Here is an 18,470-nt window from a genome sequence, read left to right as displayed (position 1 = left end):
CGCTGCGTAGTATGCATATCGATATGCACAAAGCGGCCGGTGTCGTTGATCTCCAGGTCTTGCAAGAAGGTGCGCTGTGTCTCTGAAATGTCGCTGTACGACTGCGCGCCCGAGGACAAGCCCCGTAGCAGGCTGCTCACGTCGCTGGCGTCGTCATTGGCAACCAGCGTAAGACGTGCGTCTACGTCCTCGGACGTAAGCGAGATGCCCAGCCCGGCCTGCTGCGTGATGGAAGCCACGCGAGCGATGCGCTCCTGCCAGGTGCTTGCATCGCCGTCGAGCATTTCCCCCAGGTTATCCATCTGCTCGGGCATGGTAAGGATCACCGACCACGCCGCGTTGCTGGCCGACGCATAGCCAATCAGCTCCCGGTCGTCGGCGCTGGCTTCGAATCCGCCGGTTCCTGATTGCGTGCGGTCGAGCAGCGCATCAATGTCGGCGGGGCTTCCGATGGCGATGCGTCGGTTGTCGAGCAGGGCCATGCGGCGATCGTCGGCACGCGCTGCGTTAGCGTTTCGCTCGGCATCAGCAAAGCTAAACACGGGGATGTCGCCCTCGGTGTCGACCGGGGTCACAAGGTCGGTTGCGTCGGCAAGTGAGGCCGCCAGGCGGTCGCGTTCAAACTGCGCGTTGAGCACCAGCAGCGGGGCCTCCATTTCAACGGTTTCGCCCATGGGCGAGGTGGCCACGTACACCGACTGCAGATCGGTGTCGGGATTAAAGCCCGAGGCCTCGATGAAGGCCTCCAGGTCAGCTCGCTGCTCGCTTGAGAGCGGATCGAACACGACATCGCTGTCGAGCAGGGTGATCTGGATGCCGCGCTCGCCAAAGAACGAGATGCCAGCGTCTTCCTTCAGGCGTTGCAGGTCGATCATCGACACGCTTTGCACGTCAGCCGGAAAGACCGAGAGCGCGTCGAGCGTATCGGAGGAGGGTTCAGGCGGGTTGGGGCCACACCCGGCGAGCGTACCAAGGGCAATGAGCAGTGCTGCCAGCATGGGCAGTCCCGGTGAGAGGCGAGTGCGAGACGTCATAAGTAGGCAGGGGCGTGGGTCGGAGAACGAATCAAGCGCATCACCCACCAGACGAATGTGCACGTGTTGTTGTTACAGGGCCGTTTGCTGGATCGCGGGAGATCCTGTGGCTGTGGGATACGCGGCACGTGCTCAAAAGTCGCGGCGGGCAAACTGCCAGATGGCCAGTGCATAGATCACCCCTCCAAAGAGCACCGACGAGGTGAGCGGATACCACGAGGAGACCGCTTCGGCCCGCGACAGGTTCGCGACCATGGTGGTGACTTCGGCAAAGTTGGGCAGGATGTGGTAGAGCACGTTGAATGCAGAAGACCCGACCAGCCCCATTTCTTCGACAATGGCTTCGTGTCCCGCCAGTACGAGCGAGGCAAAGATGAGTCCATAGCTTACAATGAGCGCCAGCGCGGTGCTTTCCGTCCATACGCCCATGAGTGCTACGGTGCTGTACATGACCCCGAACATGAGAACGACGAGGCCAATCGAGATCAGGAAGGAGCCGTTCCACACGCCGGTTTTGATCGACATAATGATCCACACGCCGCCCAGCAGGTAGAGAGTCAGCACGGCTACGGCGAGCCAGACGCCCGCCACGTGGCTCAGGAAGAGGGTGGGACGCGACATGGGTTTGGACAGCAACAGATCGATGTGGCCGCGCTCCATCATCGACACAATCAGCGGAGCGGTGGCAAACAGGGCCAGCAGGATGCCAATCCAGTACGCGGCGCCAGCCACAGCGGCTTCAACGCCAAACACCAGGCGTTCCAATGAAAGATCGCCCATCCCGTCGGGCGACTGCCCAAAGAGGCGGAGTCCAGACAGCGAGCCGTCGACGACATCCAGGTTGAGGGCAAAGGCGACCATCACCAGGATGAGGGAACTCATCACGAAGAGGCCCAGCACAATCTTTTTGGCCCAGAGCTCGCGAAATGTAAGGTAAATGAGGCCGAGCGTGGGTTGCATAACGCGGCGGAACGGGTGAGACAACAGCGGAATGAGGGCGAGAGGGTCAGGCCGTTGGCGGAGCGACTACGTCGATGAAGTAGTCTTCGAGCGAGCGGCGGATGGGTTCTACGGCTTCCAGTTCTACGTCGTGTTGGCGGAGCGTGTCGAGCGCCGCGTTGAGATCGGAGCGCGAATCGGCGGCGATGCGCCAGGCAGTGAGCCCTTCGGGAGCGTGGTCATCGTCGAGCGTGATAAGCTGCGCACGTACGGGTTCGGGCAAGGCGTTGGGCAGCGGCGTGCAGGTGATGCGGTACTCGCGCTCTACCGCGGTAAGATCCGAGATGGCACCTTGCTTCACCAACTTCCCTTCGTTCATGATGGCGACCTCGCCGCACACTTTTTCGACTTCCGAGAGCAGATGTGAGTTGATAAAGATGGTCGTACCTTCGTCGCGCAGCCACACCAGCAGGTCGCGGATGGCGCGGCGGCCCACCGGGTCTACGCCGTCGGTGGGCTCGTCAAGGAAAAGCAGATCGGGGTCGTTTATGAGCGCTTGCGCCAGCCCCACACGCTGAAGCATGCCCTTCGAGAAGGTGCCAATCTTCCGATTGGCCTCGGCAGCCAGCCCCACCTTATCCAGCAGGTCAGGGATGCGCTCGGCGCGTTGTTCGGGGGATACGCGGCTCATGCGTCCGTACACATCGAGCATCTGCGTAGCGGTGAGCAGTTCAGGAAACGTATGTTTTTCAGGCAGATACCCAACGCGTTCCCGGGCCTGATGGTCGGTTGTCGGAGTCCCAAACAGCTGCGCGTTGCCGGCTGTGGCATGCACAATGCCCAGCAGAATCTTGACCAGCGTGGTTTTTCCAGCCCCGTTGGGACCAAGCAGCCCGAAGACGCGGCCGGGCTCCAGGGTCAGGTCGATTCCACGCAGGGCTTCAACCGTTGTGGACCGCAGGAGTCCACTCCGGTAGGTTTTTTGCAATCCGTGAACGGTGATAGCGTCGGGCATGGACACGAGTAAGCGGTGCTAAAAAAAGCGGGTAGCGGCTCAGTTGTACAAAGGGGCCATTGTCCCCAATCCGGATGCCGCATTGCGGCATCCCTCCATACACCAACGAAGCCTGCGGAGCTGGTATTAGTCGGCTCCGTCGGCGTCGGACTTGTCGGCGTTGCTGGCCGAGGCATTGTCGGCAATTGTGGGTGGGGGCAGGTCATCTTCGGTACGGGTGTAGACGGTGCGGCGTGGGAACGGAATTTCGATGCCGAGGCGGTCGAATTCGCGCTTCAGGCGCAGGCGCAGCTCCCGCTCGGCAGCGAACTGCTCGCCGGGTTTGACACGCATAACGATACGGGCAGTGACGGTTGAGTCTGTAAACTCATTGATGGCCTGGACGGATGCCTCTTCATCCACCAAGATGGCAGGGTCTTGCTCGGCTACCCAGGCATCCGCCACGCGCTGCATAACGGGCAAGATGCTGTCGATATCCTGCTCGTACGACAGCCCCACTGGCACTACGATACGGCTAAAGGTGATGCTGCGGTTGCCGAAGGTGCGCAACTCGCCTGCGGGCACCATGAGCATTTCGCCGTCGAACTTGCGCACCTTAATGAGGCGAATGTTGACCTCTTCGACGGTGCCCACCTCGCTGCCGATGCGCACCGAATCGCCGACGTGCAGCGTGTCGTCGAACAGCAGGAAGATGCCCGAGATGACATCGCGCACGAGGGTCTGCGCACCAAAGCCGATGGCGAGTCCGGCAATACCGGCGGTGGCCAGCAGCGCGCCGATATCCATGTTCAGCTCGCTAAGCACCATAATGACAGCCAGCGGCCATACGATGTAGCGGGCGGTAGATCCAATGAGGCTGCTGAGCGTGTAGGTGCGCTGGCGCTTAGGATTGAGTGGCGGCAAGTCTTCCACCCGTCGTTTCCACCGATCAATGAGGCGGTCGACAGCTTTGATGCCCAGAAACGCAAGCGTAAGAATAACGAGAATGCGCCCGGCTGATGCAGCCAGCGGAAGCCAAAATGCCGTACTCATAGGGTCCATAAATGCAGGGGGTTGGGGAAGAGAAAAAGAGTGAGGACATACGCCGTTGCAGACGGCACAGGTTGCCTCGTTGCGCAGCCCTACAGGCAGGACCTACGGCCTCGGGGCCTGTTTGGGGAGGCAGGCCATTGAAGCCGCTCGAAGCCCAAAGTAAGAGCTCAAAACAGACTCAAAGAGGGCAGACGTGCGGTTATACATCTGCATCGGTGAGGGCGTCAACGCCGGGGAGGGAAGCGCCTTCCAGCAACTGCAGCATGGCGCCCCCGCCGGTGGAAACGTGGCTGATGCGGGCTGCCTTGCCCGACACGTTGAGGGCAGACACCGAGTCGCCTCCGCCTACGACCGAGAACGCCCCGTTGTCGGTTGCTTCGGCTACAGCCTCGGCAATCGCCAGGGTGCCTTGGGCGAAGGAATCGGTTTCAAAGACGCCCATGGGTCCGTTCCAGATGATCGTTTTGGCTTCGGCAATATAGTCGGAGTATGCTTTGACCGTGGCCGGACCAATATCGAGCCCCAACTGCCCATTCGGAATGCTGCCTTCGGCCACGCCCGCTGGCGTTTCGTCTTCAATAGAGGCCGCGTACACGTGGTCTTGGGGCAGGTGCAGCACTGAGCCGGCTTCATCGGCCAGGGTCTCGGCCTGCTGCAGGCGGTCTTCTTCAACAAGTGAGCCGCCCACATCCTGGCCCAGCGCTTTCATGAAGGTGTACGTCATGGCGCCTCCGATAAGAATGTGCGAGGCGTTTTGAGAGAGGCGCCGTACCGTACCCATCTTGTCGGATACTTTGGCCCCCCCCAGAATGGCCACCATGGGAGATTCGGGGTTGTCGCGGACTTGCGTAAGCACCTTGACCTCTTTTTCCATGAGGCGGCCCATCACGGCGGGCTGCACGCGGGTGGCTACCCCAGCGGTAGAGGCATGGGCGCGGTGCGCAGCGCCGAAGGCATCGTTCACATAAATATCGGCCAGCGCGGCCAGCCCATCTGCGAATTCGTCACTATTGGCTTTCTCGCCCGAATCGAAGCGGGTGTTTTCGAGGAGGATCACGCACCCAGTACCCATGCCGTCGATAGCTTCTTGCACGGCATCGCCGGTGGTGTTGCTGGAGAAGCGCACCCGCTCCTCAATAAGTGTGTCGAGATGATCGGCCACCGCGGCCAGGCTCAGGTCAGGATCTGGCGATCCGCCGGGACGACCCAGATGGCTGATGAGGATGGCTTTTCCGCCCTTGTCGAGCACATGCCGGATGGTAGGCAGCGCGGCCCGAATCCGGGTGTCATCGGCTACGGTAGGGCGGTTTGTGTCATCGTTATGAGTAAGCGGAACGTTAAAATCGACGCGAATGAGCACGCGCTTGCCCTGCACGTTCACAGCGTCGAGGGTGAGCTTTTTCATGACGGAGGGGGGAAACGTGTTACGAGCAGAAAACAAAATCGCCGGGACGTGGGTGGACGCCCCGGCGCGTGTGCAGCCAATCGCTCATTAAGAAAGCGAGGCCATTTTGGAAGCCAGGTCTGCAAGACGGCAGGAATAGCCCCATTCGTTGTCGTACCAACCCGTCAGCTTGATCATCTCGCCCGTGACCATCGTCGATGGGGCGTCATAGATGCAGGAGTGCGGGTTGTGAATGATGTCAGCCGATACGAGCGGAGCCTCGCTGTATTCAAGTACACCCTTCATACGGCCTGCGGCTGCTTCCTGGAAGGCTTCGTTCACCGCCTCAATCGACGGCACGTCGTCTACGTGCACCGTAAGGTCGGTAATGGAGCCGTCGGGGATGGGCACGCGCATGGCCATACCGTCGAGTTTGCCGTCAAGCTCGGGAAGCACCAACCCAACTGCTTTGGCAGCGCCTGTTGACGTGGGGATGATGGATGCAGCGGCGGTACGTGCGCGGCGCAGGTCGCTGTGCGGACCGTCCAGAATGTTCTGCGAGGCGGTGTACGCGTGGATCGTGGTCATCAAGCCGTGCTTCAGGCCGAAGGCATCGTCAATGACCTTTGCCATGGGCGCCAGACAGTTGGTCGTGCAACTGGCGTTGGAGATGATCTCCTCATCACCAGTCAATGCGTCTTCATTGACGCCAAGCACGACGGTAGCATCGATCTCGCTTTTCGCTGGGGCGCTGATGATCACTTTTTTGGCACCCGCTTCCAGGTGCTTCCCAGCGTCCTCGCGCGTGCGAAACAGTCCCGTCGATTCGATGACGATATCGCATCCTACATCGTCCCACGGCAGGTTCGCCGGGTCTTTTTCGTTGAATACGGGGAAGGTAATGTCGCCAACGGTGATGCTATCGTCGGTATGCGAAACGTCCGCATCCAGCGTGCCATGAACCGAGTCATACTGCATCAGATGCGCCAGGGTAGCAGCTGGTGTCAGATCGTTGATGCCCACGATCTCAAAGTCCGTATCGCCTCGCTCCACAATAGAGCGCAGTACCAGACGGCCAATGCGGCCAAATCCGTTGATACCGAGTGTAGTAGCCATGAGTGAGATGGTCTTAGGTGAGAAATCATTGAGGATGCAAAGGGCAATGCTATGAGTGCGCCTCTATACGACAAGACGCCCCCGACACTGCACCCGATGCGCCGCCAACCGGCCTTGTTGTGGGATGCTTGGGCCAATGCTGCGGCATACTACAGTGCGCAGCGCCTAAATTGAACAACTTCTGAGCGCTGCATGCACCACAACATGCACCCGTACGGATACGCAATGTTCAGTGTATCCTTTAGGAGGGGGCTGCACGTGGCACTGATCACTACTACAGGGAGGCTCCATACAGCGCATCTCTGGGCAGTCTGGGGCGCGTGGACCTGTGGGACGTATGTGCAGAGCCTGTGCCGACACTAAGGTGCAAATTATTTAGGAAGGGTGCAACTACTGTTGGAATCGAGATGCCATACGCAATGTCCACAGAAACATTCTCTGCTTCCATGTCTTGCTTATGGGGTGCCATACCCGCCACATTCATGGCACTCAGAGAGCATGTGCCTTTGCTCTCTGGGCTTTCATATTGCTCGACATGAGCTGATGTGAGTCGCGCTGTGCCCGCGTGCTTCGCGTAATTATCTTTCTGTTGAACCGTCTGTCTTGTATGTCTGCGCTTAAGACCCCTGAAACTTCCTCGCGTCGTAAAGAGCTGCGCTCCAACTCGATTATCGATCTGTACGCCCGCAGCATTCTCTTCTTCGAGGAGAACAAGAAGACCATATACGCTGCCGGCGCGGGACTGATCGTGGTGCTTGCAGCCGTTGGGTTTTACCTGTGGAATGCGCAACAGACCGAGGCGGAGGCGCAAGAGCACCTGGGCCAGATTGAGCGTGTGTACGCTTCGGGCGATTACGAACGCGCCCTGCAAGGAACGGAAGACCGTATGGGGCTGCTCGAAATTGCAGACACCTACAGCGGCACCGACGCTGGAAACCTGGCCACGTTCTACGTAGCCAATGCGTACCTGCGCACCGACATGCCCGAAGAGGCGCTCTCGTACCTGCAACGCTTCGATGAAGACCGCGACCTGGTGGGCGCAAGTGCCCTCGCTGCCGAAGCGTCCATTCTTGAAGACCGGGGCGACTATGCTGAAGCCGCAAATCTGTACGAGCAGGCGGCCTCCTACGCCGAAAGCGGTCACATCTCCCCACAGTACCTGGTCAGTGCGGGGCGTGCCCATGAGCAGGCCAGTAACCTCTCGGATGCACGGAGCGCGTATGCCAAAATTCAAGACGACTACGCCGACTCGCCCCAGGCGGAAGAGGTGGAGCGCCACCTGGCTCGGGTCGAAGCCAAACAAGCACAGTCGGCATCGTAGCACGTAGGGTCGTTGTTGTGCACATGGGTGGCAACGTGCACCTGACGGCCTGGACCGCTGTTTCTTTACAGGCGGTCTGTACTTGGTCGGTTACTCTCTTGCGTTTCCCGCTACCATAACGTTATGGCCACGATTCTCGTAGTTGACGACGAGGCCAGCATCCGACGCACGCTGCGCGAGATTCTGGAGTACGAAGACTACACCGTTGAGCAGGCCTCCGATGGCGAAGAGGCGCTCGACATGGCCCAGTCCCATTCGTACGACCTGGTGCTCCTCGACGTAAAAATGCCCAAACGCGACGGCATGGAGGTGCTGGAAACCCTCAGCACCGAGCGTCCCAATCTGCCCGTGGTCATGATTAGCGGGCACGGCACCGTCGAAACCGCGGTAGAGGCCACCAAGCTGGGCGCCTATGATTTCATCGAGAAGCCGCCCGACCTGAACCGGCTCCTGCTTACGGTGCGCAATGCGCTCGACCGCGGCGAACTCGAAACGCAGAATCGCCGCATGCGCCAGACCATCACCGAAACAAGCACGGGCGACCTAACACCCATCGTAGGGGAGAGTCCGGCCATTGCCGATATCAAGAATACCATTGACCGCGTGGCCCCGACCGAGGCCCGCGTGCTCATCACGGGCGAAAACGGAACCGGAAAGGAACTCGTAGCCCGCTGGGTGCACCGCAAGTCTAACCGGAGCGACGAGCCCATGGTTGAGGTCAACTGCGCAGCCATTCCCAGCGAACTCATCGAGAGCGAGCTTTTTGGACACGAAAAGGGCGCCTTCACCGGAGCCACGCAGCAGCGCATCGGGAAATTTGAGCAGGCCCACGGCGGCACGCTCTTCCTCGACGAGATTGGCGACATGAGCCTCTCAGCCCAGGCCAAGGTGCTGCGCGTGCTGCAAGAGCACAAGATTCAGCGCGTGGGCGGCACGCGAACCGTTGAGGTGGATGTGCGGGTCATTGCGGCCACCAACAAGAATCTACAAGAAGAGATCGAGGAGGGTAACTTTCGCGAAGATCTGTATCATCGCATCGGCGTCATCCTGATCGACGTGCCTCCTCTGCGCGAACGGCGGGGCGACATCCCGCTCATCACCGAGCACATGGCCGACCGCCTGGCGCAGCGCAATGGCATCCCCCCGAAAACACTGTCGGATGACGCCCTCAAAGCGCTCCAACGCTACGAGTGGCGCGGCAATGTGCGCGAGCTGCACAACGTACTGGAGCGCATTCTTATCTTGACCGATGGCGACACCGTCGATGCCGATGACGTGCAGCGCTGCATGGGTCCGCAAACCTCCAGTAGCGGGCCTACCTACGACCTGATCCATACCTACGACGCGTTTAGCGACGCACGCGATCAGTTCGAGAAGCTGTTCATTCAACACAAGCTGGATGAGCACGACTGGAACGTGAGCCAGACCGCCGAAACGATTGGCATTCAGCGGTCGCACCTCTACAACAAGCTCAACAAGTACGGCATCGAACGCGACGAGTAACGGCCTCTTGCCCTGCCTTCTGCCTGCCTATGTCTGCTCCCCTGGTTGACGTTTCGGGTCTTACCAAAACCTTCGGTGCGGATACGCCCCAGGAGCTCACGGTGCTGCACGACCTGGATGTGCAGGTTGCATCCGGCGAAATTGTGGCGGTCATGGGCGAGAGCGGATCCGGAAAGAGCACGTTGCTTCACATTTTAGGCGGACTCGACCGGCCTACCAGCGGCACTGTGCGTATTCGCGAACGCGACGTGTTTACCATGGATGACGAAGCGCTTTCGACGTTTCGGAATCAGACCATTGGCTTTGTCTTTCAGTTTCACCACCTGCTGCCCGAGTTTAACGCGCTGGAGAACGTGACCATGCCCGCGCGGATTCAGGGGCGCCCCATAAGCGAGGCAAACGAGCGGGCTCGGGCGCTCCTTGATATGCTCGGACTCGCCGACCGCGCTGCCCAGCAACCCGCTACGCTCTCTGGTGGCGAAAAACAGCGCGTGGCCATTGCCCGTGCGCTCATGAATGCGCCCGATCTGGTGCTCTTAGACGAACCCACAGGCAACCTCGATGCACGCACGGCGGCCCCGCTGCATAACGAGATTGAAACCTTGCGCCGCGAAACCGGACAAACCTTTGTGCTTGTAACCCACACCCCAGCGCTTGCTGCTATTGCCGACCGCGTGCTGCGGCTGGAGCATGGCCGCCTGCATGAAACTACACTCCCCGATTCTGCCTTCGATTCCGCCTCGTAGCGGCGCCTTCCTCGACACCCCCACTCCTTCTCATGCCTGCTTCTACCCTTGCCAACCCGGCGCTTGGTTTTGTTGATGCGCCGGTAGATTCTGGTCTCGATCTGTATGCCGAAATCGAACGCTTAAAGTCGGCCAAGAACGCTATTCTGCTGGCGCACTACTATCAGGAGTCGGCCATTCAAGACCTGGCCGATTTTGTGGGCGACTCGCTGGGTCTGGCGCGGGAGGCCGCTAACACCGATGCGGAGATCATCGTTTTCGCCGGCGTTCACTTTATGGCGGAGACGGCGAAGATTCTGAATCCCGAAAAAACAGTGCTGCTGCCCGACCTAAACGCCGGCTGCTCGCTGGCCGATACGTGTCCGCCCGATAAGTTCGAGGCGTTCTGCGAGCAACATCCCGACCACACGGTCATCACGTACGTAAACAGTTCGGCGGCGGTGAAGGCGCTGAGCGACATCATCTGTACCTCGTCGAGCGCAGCACACATCATTGAGCAGCTGCCCGAAGACGAGCCGATCCTGTTTGCGCCCGATCGCAACCTGGGCGCGTACCTGATACGCGAAACCGGGCGTGATATGGTGCTCTGGGACGGCGTCTGTATTGTGCACGAAACCTTTAGCGAGCGCAAGCTGCTGCGCCGTTCGGCTGAGCATCCCGACGCCGAGATTCTGGCGCATCCCGAGTGCCGCGACGCGGTGTTGCAGCATGCCGACTTTGTGGGCTCCACCAGTCAGATCCGCCGCTATGCCCGCGACAATGGGCCCGCCACGTTTATTGTGGCCACCGAGGAAGGGATCTTGCATCAGATGGAAAAAGACAACCCCGGCAATACGCTCATTCCGGCTCCGCCCGAAAGCGGATGCAACTGTAGCCAGTGCCCCCACATGCGGCTCAACACCATCGAGAAGCTGTACCTGTGCCTGGAGCACGAAGCGCCCGAAATCACGATGGAAGAGTCAGTACGCCAGCAAGCCCTGGTTCCCATTCAACGCATGATGGAGATGAGTGCGGGCATCAAGTAACATACGTAAACACAGTGCACAACGCTTCGATTGCCACCTGGCGAACGACCGCGCCCGGCAGGCGTTAAAGCGCTACATATAATTCATAGCTCCGCCCGGCACATGTTCTGCATGCGTGCTGTGGAGATTCCAACTCCGTTCACTTGCTTCCCGACGTTTATGAACGTTCAACTGCTGGAGACCGTCCGACGCACCATTGTCTACCGTCCTGAGCGCTTCTGCCTGGCGCAGTGGGCGTTTGCTCGCAACGAACAGGCTGTGAGGAGCACGGGCGCCGAGCCGCGTGGATTCACATGTTGCATTGCCGGGCACGTGCTCTTAGAGGCAGGCACGTACACCGAACGCGAACTGCTGCTGCACGGCGGCTTTCATACCGGCGGTCGGCTGTGGAATGAGGCGGGCAAGGTGCTTGGGCTGTCAACCCCGCAGTATCGCACGCTGTTTTTCCCGAGTCAGTGGGAAAAGCCGTACAAGCAAGAATACTACCTGTGCAGTGCCGAAGAGGAGGCCGAGGTGGCGGCGTCATATCTTGACCACTACATCACGAAGCATGCGCATCCCGAGTACGTTCCAACCCAAGAGCCGCAGACATCGGAGCGCGCGCAGGCCGTCATGGATACAGTGTAGCTGTGTTCAGGCAGTTCCTGCGCATCTCCCTAAAAAATAACGCCGAAACGGAAAGAGAACAGCCCGGCTGCTGCCGATTCGCCAATAACAAGTGCCGGGTCGAACTCGGCAAACAGTGAAGTGTCTTGCAGCATCCACACGCGCCCCATGCCCAGATGGATCGTTGGGGCGGCATTGCTATCTTCAGTGTTGATAGGCAGGTAAGCACCGGCGCCTCCCATGAAGTACGTGCCCTGCGTGGGGGTATCAGTGCGGGTTACGATAAGCGATACCTGCGGATCAACCGCGTACGCGGCTTCGTCACGCCCGCCCAACACGTATCCCGTAAAGCCTGAACCAATGGCCACCGACAGATCACGGTTCACCGGCGAGGACACCCGCAGCCGCACACCCGGCCCAAATCCATCTTCGGTGCTAATGAGCGTGTTAAACCCAAGTCCCACACGGGGTTGCTCCTGAGCATGCGCAGTGGTGGGAATGCACAGCGCCCCGAGTAGGGCAACAAGCAGAGCAGTTCCAATGCAGCGGCGAAGAAGTGTCATGAGCACAGGTAAACTTCGTGAAGCGGTAGGGGTTTATCGAACGGAGCCGTTACCTTGTTCATGCGCAACGGCTTCCGCATATATGCCTCATACCGGGCGGTAGTTCATCCGCCGTGTCCTGTATCTACTCACGAACCCCTCTGTCGTATGCCCTCTTCTGCTCCTGCTACTGAAGCGCCTACCTCCGCTCCTGCTATTTCGCAGAGCGATACCTACCGCGCTGCCGACTTTGCACCGGTCGATTTCTTTGATGTGGATGGCCTGCTCTCCGACGAAGAGCGGGCCCAACGCGATGCCGTCCGCACATTCATCACAAACGAGGTGGAGCCCAACATCGAGTCGTATGCGCACGACCGCTCCTTTCCCAAGCACCTGATTCCGGAATTCGCCCGGCTCGGCCTTATCGGTCCGCACCTGCCTGCCGAGTATGGCGGCGGCGGACACAACAACATCGTGTATGGCCTGATGATGCAGGAAGTGGAGCGCTGCGACTCGGGACTGCGCTCGTTCTGTTCGGTGATGGGCTCGCTCGTCATGTATCCCATCTGGCGATACGGTAGCGAGGCGCAAAAACAGCAGTGGCTGCCCGCGCTGGCCCAGGCCGAAAAGATCGGCTGCTTCGGTCTCACCGAGCCCAATCATGGCTCCAACCCGGGCGGCATGGAAACCCGCGCCGTAAAGCAGGGCGACCACTACGTGCTCAACGGCCACAAGCGCTGGTCGACCAACGCCTCCATTGGCGATGTTGCCGTAATCTGGGCCAAAGACGAAGACGATGTGGTACGCGGCTTCTTGGTCGAGCTCGACCGCCCCGGCGTCGAAACGCCTCCGATTGACGACACCTGGTCGCTGCGCGCGGCGGTGACCTCCGAAGTCATCCTGAACGACGTTAGGATCCCAGCCAGCAATCGCCTGCCCGAGGCCAAGGGACTTGGCGCGCCGCTGTCGTGCCTCACGCAGGCGCGGTTCGGCATTGCGTGGGGCGTGGTGGGCGCCGCCCAGGCCTGCTACGACGCGGCCCGCCAGCACGCCATGAACCGCACCCAGTTCGGCAAGCCCATTGGACAGTTTCAGCTGATACAAGAGCGCCTGGTCGAGATGGCGCAGTCCATCACAAGCGCGCAGCTTATGAACTGGCGTCTGGCCACGCTCAAAGACGACGGCACCATGCGTCCTCAGCAGGTGTCCATGGCCAAGCGCAACAACTGCGAGATGGCGCTGGAGGTGGCCCGCTCGGCCCGCCAGGTGCTCGGCGGAGACGGCGTAACGAGCCGCTATCCCGTCATGCGCCACATGGCCAACCTTGAATCGGTCATCACCTACGAAGGCACGCACGAGGTGCATACGCTCGTGGTGGGGCAAGACCTTACCGGACTGAACGCATTTGCGTAATCCGCACCGATTGCGGTTCTCCACAGGCCGAGACGACGCCCATTCTGGAGCAGCGTCCCGGTTTTGTGGTTCATGGCGTTTAGGAAAGAGCTGTTGGGGGATACGACAGTACCACCCGGCTATGCCACTTCGTCTTCAGACGTTGAGGCCGGCTCTTCGGACGCAGAATCGGCCGCTGCATCCGTAGTCTCCGACGCGTGCCCTTCATTGTTCGCAAGCGCCGGAGGACTAACAATTCGATAGGCAAGCGCTCCGCTCACAGCAGCGGTAGCGCCGAGCACGAAGACCCCCTCGCGCATCGATCCGCCAGTGGTTTTGCCAAGCGTCGAAAGGGCTTTGGTGTATCCGGGAGCACCGCTTGTGGTGCCCCGCGCCGTTTCGGTGAGGTAGTACGCCGTAACCGCTCCGGCAGCACCTGCGCACCCCCAAGCTACGGTTGAGCGTATCAGACGAAATAGCATACGTAAATTGGCAGGTTGGTCCGACAGAATAACAGAGGTTGCTACAACATACGCCCCAGTGCATTAAATTGCGATCGACTTTTCGCGCCACAAGCGCCCTTCAGACGCTACACGCACCAGGGGTGTTACAAATTCGCAAGTCGGTGTTACGTGTATCTAACACGGGGGTCTTGGCACCCCGTTTGCACGTGTACTATAATACAATTAGGGTCAGGCTGTAGCGCATGGCTGCTAAGCTGCACCTTCAGGCCCACCCAACACACATACGCCCTCTCCTCACAAAACACGCCCAACTGCTATGCAAGGATCAACGCCTGTAACCCCAGAAGACCGCCAGAATGAATACGGCGAGCCGTGGCGCCCGCAGCAAATGATCGAGGAGAATCCGGTTGAGATCTCGGACGAAGCTGTGGAAGCCCTGCTCCCGAAGCTCGACGAGATTCAATCGACCATGTGGAGCATGTACCACCAGTACCACAAGCATCATTGGCTGGTGGAAGGCCCGCAGTTCCGCGATCTGCACCTGTTCTTTGAGGAGCATTACACCGAGCTCCACAAGTACATTGACCGCATTGCCGAGCGTATCACAGCGCTGGGCGGCATCCCAACGTGCGCGCCCACCAACCAGTCGGCGCTCTCGCATGTAACGCATGAGCCAGAAGGCACGTATCGCCTGCGCGACATGTTGAAGCACGACCTGCGCGCTGAGGCAACACTTTCCTCGCTGGTGCGCGACACGATCGATGTAGCGCTGGAGCACGGCGATCACGGTACCAAGCGTCAGCTTGAGAAGGTGCTGACCAAAGCTGAAGACCGGGCCCACCACATCGACCACTTCCTGGGTGAGGACTCGCTTGAGTTGAGTCTTGACGCAGAAGTGAGTACCGAGGAGGTGCCCGCCGAGGCCAAGACAGCCCACGCCTAACGCCGTACAAACACACTGCCCGAATCGACTTTGTGCTTCGGGATTTTTTTCCCCTGCTCCTCTCGTTTTGCATGAGGGGCAGGGGTTTGTTTTCAGTGCGGGGCACACGACGTTGACGGACCCGTACGGAACGCCTGAAGTTGCCAAGGCGTGCACAAGACGCAATTTGCGTATCGTATCGAGTTTGACTTTCCCTCCGCTTCATGAAGCGATTAGTTGTCGTTGAATCGCCCACCAAAGCCCGCACTATCCGTAATTTTCTGCCCCGAAGCGGGTATCAGATTGAGGCCAGTATGGGGCATATTCGTGACCTGCCTGCCTCTGCTTCCGAGATCCCCGCGAAATACAAAGACGAGGAGTGGTCGCGGCTGGGCGTGCGTATCGACAACGGGTTCGAGCCGCTCTATGTCATCTCTAAAAAGAAGCGCGATGTCGTCAAACAACTGCAAAAAGCGCTCGACGACGCCGATGAGCTTTACATCGCTACGGATGAAGACCGCGAAGGCGAGTCGATTGGATGGCACCTGCTGGAGGTCTTGAATCCGGATATACCTGTGCGGCGCATGGTCTTCCACGAGATCACGCAGGAGGCCATCGAGGCCGCCCTCGAAAACACGCGCGACATCGACGAAAACCTGGTGGAAGCCCAGCAAACCCGCCGCATCCTCGACCGCCTGGTGGGCTACACGATCTCGCCGCTCCTCTGGCGCAAGATCAAGCCGAAGCTGTCTGCCGGACGCGTACAGAGCGTGGCGGTACGCCTCTTGGTGATGCGCGAGAAAGAACGCATCACGTTTGTGCCCGCCACCTACTGGGACCTGAAGGCCCAGCTCGCCAAAGCGGGCATTCCGTTCGATGCCGACATGACGCATCTGAACGATGTGCGCCTGGCGCAGGGCCGCGACTTCGACCAGGACACGGGGCGCCTGAAAGACGATCTCGAAGAAGGTAAGGACGTGCTCTTGCTTTCGGAAGATCAGGCTACGACCCTTGCCGACACGCTGCCCACCCAGCCGTGGCGCGTGGCGGATGTGAAGACCCGCACCCGCACCAAGAATCCGCCGCCGCCGTTCATCACCTCTACGTTGCAGCAGGAGGCCAGCCGCAAGCTCGGATTTACGGCCAACCGCACCATGCGCGTAGCGCAGAAGCTGTACGAGAACGGCCACATTACGTACATGCGTACCGACTCGAAAAACCTGTCGAAGGAGGCGATTGCCGCCAGCCGCTCCTCGATTGAAACGCGCTACGGAAGCGATTACCTAAGCGACAGCGTGCGCACATACACCTCGTCCGACAGCGCCCAGGAAGCGCACGAGGCCATTCGTCCCGCAGGGAACGAGATGAAGACCAGCGACGAAATCGGGCTGTCGGGTCAGCAGAAGCGGCTCTACGACCTCATCTGGGAGCGCACCGTGGCTACGCAGATGGCCGACGCGCGCATCCAGTACACCAACGTGTACATTGATGCAGGCAGCGACGACGTGGCCCGCTTCCGCGCCTCGGGCAAGACCATTCTGTTTCCCGGCTTTTTGCGCGCCTACGTCGAAGGCAGCGACGACCCCGAAGCCGACCTCGAAGACCGCGAACGGCCGCTGCCCGACCTGTCGGTCGGCGACGAGTCGGTCCCCGCCCGCACCAACGACCAGGGGCTGAACGTACGATCGCTGGAGCCGGTGGGCCACGAAACGAAGCCGCCCTCGCGCTACACCGAGGCCTCGCTCGTGAAGATGCTGGAGGAGGAAGGCATTGGGCGCCCCTCGACCTACGCATCCATCATTGGCACCATTCAACGGCGCGGCTACGTGCGCAAGGAGGGCAGTGCGCTCGTGCCCACGTTTACGGCGTTTGCCACGAATAACCTGATGGAGGCGCAGTTTGACCCGCTGGTCGATGTGCATTTCACTGCCGAGATGGAGGAGATTCTCGACCACATCGCTACTGGTGAGAAAGACCCAGAGCCCTACCTGCGCGACTTTTTCCTAGGCGAAGGCGGCGTACAGCCGCGCGTGGAAGACGGTCAGGAAGAGATCGACCCGCGTGCCATCTCTACGATCGACTTCTCTGAGCAGTGGGATCCGTATGTGGTGCGCGTAGGCCGCTACGGACCGTACGTCGAAGGCCCGCTCGAAGAGAGCGACGACCCCGAAGACACCGTCACGGCTTCATTGCCGGAAGACCTTGCGCCGGGCGACACCACCCGCCAGAAGCTCAAAGACATTTTGGAAGAAGCCAACAAAGGCGACCGCTCGCTCGGCATCCATCCCGACGCCGACATGCCCGTGCTGCTGAAGTCGGGGCCGTACGGCCCATACATGCAGTTGGGCGAGGACGATCAGCCCGGCAAGCCGAAACGCGTGTCGCTGCCGCCCGGTGTAGACCCTGCCGAGGTGGATTTCGAGCTGGGACTCAAGATCATGAATCTGCCGCGTGAGTTGGGCGAGCATCCCGAAACCGGCAATCCCATCGAGGCCGGAATTGGACGCTACGGTCCGTTTGTGCGTCACCGCAAATCCGGAGCGAAGGATACCTACGCCTCCCTCAAAAAGAGCGACGACGTGCTCACGGTCGACCTGGAGCGCGCGATGGCGCTCATCGAGAAGAAAGAGGCGAAGAACAAACCGCAGCGCGTGCTCGGCGAGCACCCCGAAACCGGCAAGACGATTGAGGTGTGGGACGGGCGTTACGGGCCCTACGTCAAGCACAGCGGCACCAATGCCTCGCTCAGCGACGACCAAACCATCGAAGACATCACGATGGAGGAGGCGGTCGAGTTGATCAAGGCGAAAAACAGCTAATCGTCAACGACACGCATTGCTCCATACCTTGTGTAGGGACGCAGTGCGCTGCAGTACCTGTTTAGCGTGGTTTCATACCTGTCCGAGCGCGTGAGCCGGCCCCGGAGAAGGGAGCGTCTTTCCGGTCACGTCATCCCGGACTTGATCCGGGGTCTACCGGCTTCCACCGAAGGTCATGCCCTACGTTGCGAGGTGGGCGTTGAGATCCTTCCGCCGGGGGCGTCAGGATGACCTTGAGGTGCGAGGAAAGAAGGTCAAGCCCCAAACCCGCTCCCCTGAAGCGGGGAGCTGTCGCGCCAGCGACTGAGGGGGGGATGCGCACAGACCGCCGGGGGCACAAGCAGTCTCCGGCTATGGGTGTGCTGGTTCGAAATGATGATGGAATCGCTTCCCGCATCTTACCTCCCCAAGCGCTTGTTTTTGCAGGCCCATCCCCCTCACCTCTGTCTCCTCTCCCCCGGGGAGCTAAGTAGGACAGTGAAAGTGCGTTACCTGGTCATCCGTGGCGATTTTGTTTGAGGAGAGCTTGGTACCCCGAAGAAGATCCCGGATCTCCGCTCCGCTTCGTCCGGGATGACTTTGGGGAGAGGGCAGTGCTCAATGTGAGAAC

The 18,470-nt window shown here is 60.0% G+C and carries 16 protein-coding genes; 8 read left to right on the top strand and 8 right to left on the bottom strand.

The features are described from left to right. From R6U20_RS02730 to gap, 6 genes are all read right to left on the bottom strand, one after another. Positions 1–1,034 (bottom strand): hypothetical protein (locus R6U20_RS02730; protein ID WP_410336339.1); only part of this gene is annotated, 1,034 nt, incomplete at its 3' end. 132 nt (positions 1,035–1,166) lie between these two features. Beyond that, complete coding sequence (locus R6U20_RS02725; RefSeq protein ID WP_410336338.1) at positions 1,167–1,994, bottom strand: hypothetical protein; 828 nt, start codon at positions 1,992–1,994, stop codon at positions 1,167–1,169. Between the two features lie 46 nt (positions 1,995–2,040). Then, positions 2,041–2,988, bottom strand: coding sequence for an ABC transporter ATP-binding protein (locus tag R6U20_RS02720; RefSeq protein ID WP_410336337.1), 948 nt, complete (start codon positions 2,986–2,988; stop codon positions 2,041–2,043). A gap of 126 nt (positions 2,989–3,114) precedes the next feature. Next, entirely contained in the window at positions 3,115–4,020 is a 906-nt protein-coding gene (locus R6U20_RS02715; protein WP_410336336.1) for a mechanosensitive ion channel family protein, read from the bottom strand. 199 nt (positions 4,021–4,219) lie between these two features. Continuing rightward, positions 4,220–5,425: a phosphoglycerate kinase gene (locus R6U20_RS02710; protein WP_410336335.1), complete on the bottom strand. Its 1,206-nt coding sequence runs from the start codon at positions 5,423–5,425 to the stop codon at positions 4,220–4,222. A gap of 87 nt (positions 5,426–5,512) precedes the next feature. Then, complete coding sequence (gap, locus tag R6U20_RS02705; protein ID WP_410336334.1) at positions 5,513–6,520, bottom strand: type I glyceraldehyde-3-phosphate dehydrogenase; 1,008 nt, start codon at positions 6,518–6,520, stop codon at positions 5,513–5,515. A 607-nt stretch (positions 6,521–7,127) separates the two neighbouring features. Between gap and R6U20_RS02700 the strand changes: the two genes are divergently transcribed. The 5 genes from R6U20_RS02700 to R6U20_RS02680 all read left to right on the top strand — a co-directional run bounded on the left by R6U20_RS02700 (position 7,128) and on the right by R6U20_RS02680 (position 11,742). Next, complete coding sequence (locus R6U20_RS02700; protein ID WP_410336333.1) at positions 7,128–7,841, top strand: hypothetical protein; 714 nt, start codon at positions 7,128–7,130, stop codon at positions 7,839–7,841. A gap of 123 nt (positions 7,842–7,964) precedes the next feature. Beyond that, on the top strand, positions 7,965–9,344 hold the full coding sequence (locus R6U20_RS02695; protein WP_410336332.1) for a sigma-54-dependent transcriptional regulator: 1,380 nt from the start codon (positions 7,965–7,967) through the stop codon (positions 9,342–9,344). Between the two features lie 29 nt (positions 9,345–9,373). After that, positions 9,374–10,090 carry an ABC transporter ATP-binding protein gene (locus R6U20_RS02690; protein WP_410336331.1) on the top strand — a complete coding sequence of 239 codons (717 nt, stop codon included), beginning with the start codon at positions 9,374–9,376 and terminating at the stop codon, positions 10,088–10,090. Positions 10,091–10,122: 32 nt separating this feature from the next. Next, positions 10,123–11,115, top strand: coding sequence for a quinolinate synthase NadA (nadA, locus tag R6U20_RS02685; protein ID WP_410336330.1), 993 nt, complete (start codon positions 10,123–10,125; stop codon positions 11,113–11,115). 159 nt (positions 11,116–11,274) lie between these two features. After that, a complete protein-coding gene (locus R6U20_RS02680) occupies positions 11,275–11,742 on the top strand; it encodes a hypothetical protein (protein ID WP_410336329.1) in 468 nt (155 codons plus the stop codon). A gap of 29 nt (positions 11,743–11,771) precedes the next feature. Here the strand turns inward: R6U20_RS02680 and R6U20_RS02675 are convergent, their stop codons facing one another. Next, a complete protein-coding gene (locus R6U20_RS02675; RefSeq protein ID WP_410336328.1) occupies positions 11,772–12,284 on the bottom strand; it encodes a hypothetical protein in 513 nt (170 codons plus the stop codon). Between the two features lie 147 nt (positions 12,285–12,431). On the opposite strand from R6U20_RS02675, the gene R6U20_RS02670 reads away from it, so the two are divergent. After that, positions 12,432–13,676 (top strand): acyl-CoA dehydrogenase family protein, encoded by a 1,245-nt coding sequence (locus R6U20_RS02670; protein ID WP_410336327.1) that lies wholly within the window; start codon positions 12,432–12,434, stop codon positions 13,674–13,676. Positions 13,677–13,795: 119 nt separating this feature from the next. Here the strand turns inward: R6U20_RS02670 and R6U20_RS02665 are convergent, their stop codons facing one another. Beyond that, entirely contained in the window at positions 13,796–14,137 is a 342-nt protein-coding gene (locus R6U20_RS02665; protein ID WP_410336326.1) for a hypothetical protein, read from the bottom strand. A gap of 298 nt (positions 14,138–14,435) precedes the next feature. Here R6U20_RS02665 and R6U20_RS02660 point away from each other — a divergent pair, with 298 nt between their 5' ends. Beyond that, positions 14,436–15,062, top strand: coding sequence for a ferritin-like domain-containing protein (locus tag R6U20_RS02660; RefSeq protein WP_410336325.1), 627 nt, complete (start codon positions 14,436–14,438; stop codon positions 15,060–15,062). A gap of 203 nt (positions 15,063–15,265) precedes the next feature. Further along, complete coding sequence (topA, locus tag R6U20_RS02655) at positions 15,266–17,860, top strand: type I DNA topoisomerase (RefSeq protein ID WP_410336324.1); 2,595 nt, start codon at positions 15,266–15,268, stop codon at positions 17,858–17,860. Positions 17,861–18,470: the final 610 nt, after the last annotated feature.

Source organism: Longimonas sp. (assembly GCF_046498435.1).
GTDB lineage: Bacteria > Bacteroidota > Rhodothermia > Rhodothermales > Salinibacteraceae > Longimonas.
Note: the sequence above shows the minus strand (reverse complement) of the source record. Positions and strands in the feature narration are given on the sequence as shown.